The organism is Acidovorax sp. SUPP3334 (assembly GCF_030159055.1).
Classification (GTDB): Bacteria; Pseudomonadota; Gammaproteobacteria; order Burkholderiales; family Burkholderiaceae_C; genus Paracidovorax.
The window spans coordinates 1-2,404 of record NZ_BQXQ01000093.1 but is presented as its reverse complement, the minus strand read 5'-3'; the positions used below and the strand labels follow the sequence as shown (position 1 = coordinate 2,404).

Here is a 2,404-nt window from a genome sequence, read left to right as displayed (position 1 = left end):
TGCCCGCAAGCCGGTCGGCCCGGATCGCCTGATTCACCACGGCGACCGAGGCGTTCAGTACGTGTCGATCCGCTACACAGAGCGGCTCGTGGAAGCCGGCCTGGAGCCTTCGGTAGGCAGCGTGGGGGACTCCTACGACAACGCTCTGGCCGAGACCATCAACGGCCTGTACAAGGCCGAGGTGATCCATCGCGCCTCGTCCTGGCGCACGCGCGAGGAGGTCGAGTGGGCCACGCTCAACTGGGTCGACTGGTTCAACAACCGTCGATTGCTGGAGCCGATCGGGAATATCCCACCGGCCGAGGCTGAGGCCAACTACTATTCCCACTCCCATGAGTCCGCCATGTCGGCGTGACTCAAACCAAGGGGTCTCCGGGATTCCCGGGGCGGTTCAGACTGCCGCACCTGCACCGGATTGCGACAAGCTGATCATGGCGCGTGAACGCCATGCGCCAGGCCAGAGATGCTCCATGCTCATGCTGGTGCGCAGCTGCTTCATGCAACCGGCCTTGCTGGCCGATCTGCCAGAGTCGCTGGTCCACCTCCTCGTGCAACGTCAATGGCAGCCAGCGGATGTTGTAGCCCGTCGCGCACAGCAGCGCATGCAGCGCATCGCCCGCAGCGCCCTGCAACCAGCACCGGTCCATGCCGTTGTCGTGCTTCAGCTGCCCGATGGCGGGCTCCACCGCCTGTCTGCGCTTGAGCCAGCGTCGCTGCTGTTCGGTCAGGCTCTTGAATTTGCCTGGGTGGATGATCTGCACGTCGGGGTTGTCCGCATCCACACCTCTGAACCCCAGGTCCACGACGATCTGCTTGGGGCTTGATCGCTGTGTCCTCGATCAGGATCCTCACCTGCTCCAACTGTTCGTTCAAAGTGTTGCCGTCATAGGGGTTGCCGGTGAAGCTGCGCGCCCCGACCATCAGGCCCTGCTTGTGCGTGACCGCCACGCTGACCTTCACGCCGAACTCGTAGGGCTTCCTGGCCTTGCCTTTGCCGATGCACTCCACCTGCGGGGCGTGCAGAGCGTACAGCTTGTTCTTGTCCTTGGGACGCTGTGTGCGGATGCGCTCGGCGCGTTGCATCAGCGTTTGCAAGCTGGTCAGCGTCAGCGCGGTGGCCTCGCTGGCCTGTTCGATCTTGCGCCCCACCTCGCGCAGCACAATGCCCAGGATCGTGCGCTGGCGTTTGACGACCTTGCGCAGGCGCTTGAACTGCTTGGCTTGTACGCGTGCTTGAGGTACAGCAGGCTGGCCATCAGGCGCAGGGGAAGACGGGGACGGCCGGCGGCAGCAACACCGGCACCGGCCACTTGGCAGCGATGGGCCGAACAGATCGTCCTGCGCAACGGCGCGGCCCTCACGCACATGGCGGGCAAAGTGCGGCGCCAACGCCGCCTCGATCTGCGCCCAGGGCAGCCGGGCAGCCAGCACCGCCAGCGGGTGGTGCGGATCGATCATCTCGGCCAGCGGCTGGCGCAAGAAATCGGTCTCGGACATCTGCAAAACTCCCAGAAAACAAAATCTGATTTGTTGATTCTCGGGGGATCAAGCAACCAGCGGAACTGGCGAAAACCCAGTGTCCATGCGGGTTGCCAGGGTTTTGCAGGGGCGACGAAATACGTAAACGGCCTGGGCGAACGGGTCCATGCCGAGCGCCTGCTCGACCACAATTGCCAGACCATTGAGACCGACACGAAAGTCGATGGCATCGCGATGCAGGTAGACCTTCAGGTCCGGGTCGAAGCGGAACATCGCATCCTCCCCAGCGCCTCGAGGAGTTCGCAAGCCTGCGGCAGGTCGCAGGCGCCGAGGTCCACGACGACACCACTGGGAAGTCGGGCCTGCATCTGCAGCATTGCTTGAGCTTGCGGCGCCGGAGCTTCGATGTGGACCGGTACGAACGCTGGCGCCGTAGCCACGGTGGCTACGGCAGCTACCACTGCCGGCGCGGGAGGCACCACCGCCTTGCGCTCGTGTTTGCGGACCCAGGTGCTCAGCAGGTTGGCATTGATGCCGCAGTCGCGAGCCAGCTTGGCCATCGAAATGCCTGGCCGGCCACAGGCTGAGATCAGCTCCTGCTTGGCCTGGGCGTCATACACGCATCGGCCATCGCGTTTGCGGCCGACGATCAGCCGTTCGGCCAGATCCAAAATCCACTCTGACATTACGTTCCCATCTACATGTACGTGGGAACGTAGCCTCTCAGGTCAGCATGCTGAAATGAAGGGCGTGGTTTATTGACGGCTTACGCAGCATCACTGCCAAGACCCGGCGCTGTCTTAGAACGTGTTCACGATCTCCTGAGCAGCAGAGCGAGGAAAGCCAGATGTACGAACTGCAGGCTGGTATTGAGCAGCCGCTCGCAGTTCTTCCACAGCCGCCTGTTCTTCTCCAGCCAGGCAAA

General features: G+C 63.1%; 3 protein-coding genes and 2 pseudogenes. 1 reads left to right on the top strand and 4 read right to left on the bottom strand.

What is annotated here, in order from left to right; genetic code table 11:
• The coding region (locus AVHM3334_RS23540; RefSeq protein ID WP_284415856.1) for an integrase core domain-containing protein at positions 1-355 on the top strand (355 nt) is incomplete at its 5' end.
• Between the two features lie 208 nt (positions 356-563).
• Here the strand turns inward: AVHM3334_RS23540 and AVHM3334_RS23535 are convergent.
• From AVHM3334_RS23535 to AVHM3334_RS23520, 4 genes and pseudogenes are all read right to left on the bottom strand, one after another.
• A pseudogene (locus AVHM3334_RS23535) lies at positions 564-1,497 on the bottom strand (transposase); the annotation flags it as partial.
• A gap of 48 nt (positions 1,498-1,545) precedes the next feature.
• Positions 1,546-1,752, bottom strand: a complete 207-nt coding sequence (tnpB, locus tag AVHM3334_RS23530; protein WP_284415855.1) for an IS66 family insertion sequence element accessory protein TnpB — start codon at positions 1,750-1,752, stop codon at positions 1,546-1,548.
• On the bottom strand, positions 1,728-2,165 hold the full coding sequence (locus AVHM3334_RS23525) for a transposase (RefSeq protein ID WP_284415854.1): 438 nt from the start codon (positions 2,163-2,165) through the stop codon (positions 1,728-1,730). Before AVHM3334_RS23525 ends, tnpB begins: the two co-directional genes overlap by 25 nt.
• A gap of 125 nt (positions 2,166-2,290) precedes the next feature.
• Positions 2,291-2,404 (bottom strand): annotated as a pseudogene (locus AVHM3334_RS23520) (IS5/IS1182 family transposase); the annotation flags it as partial.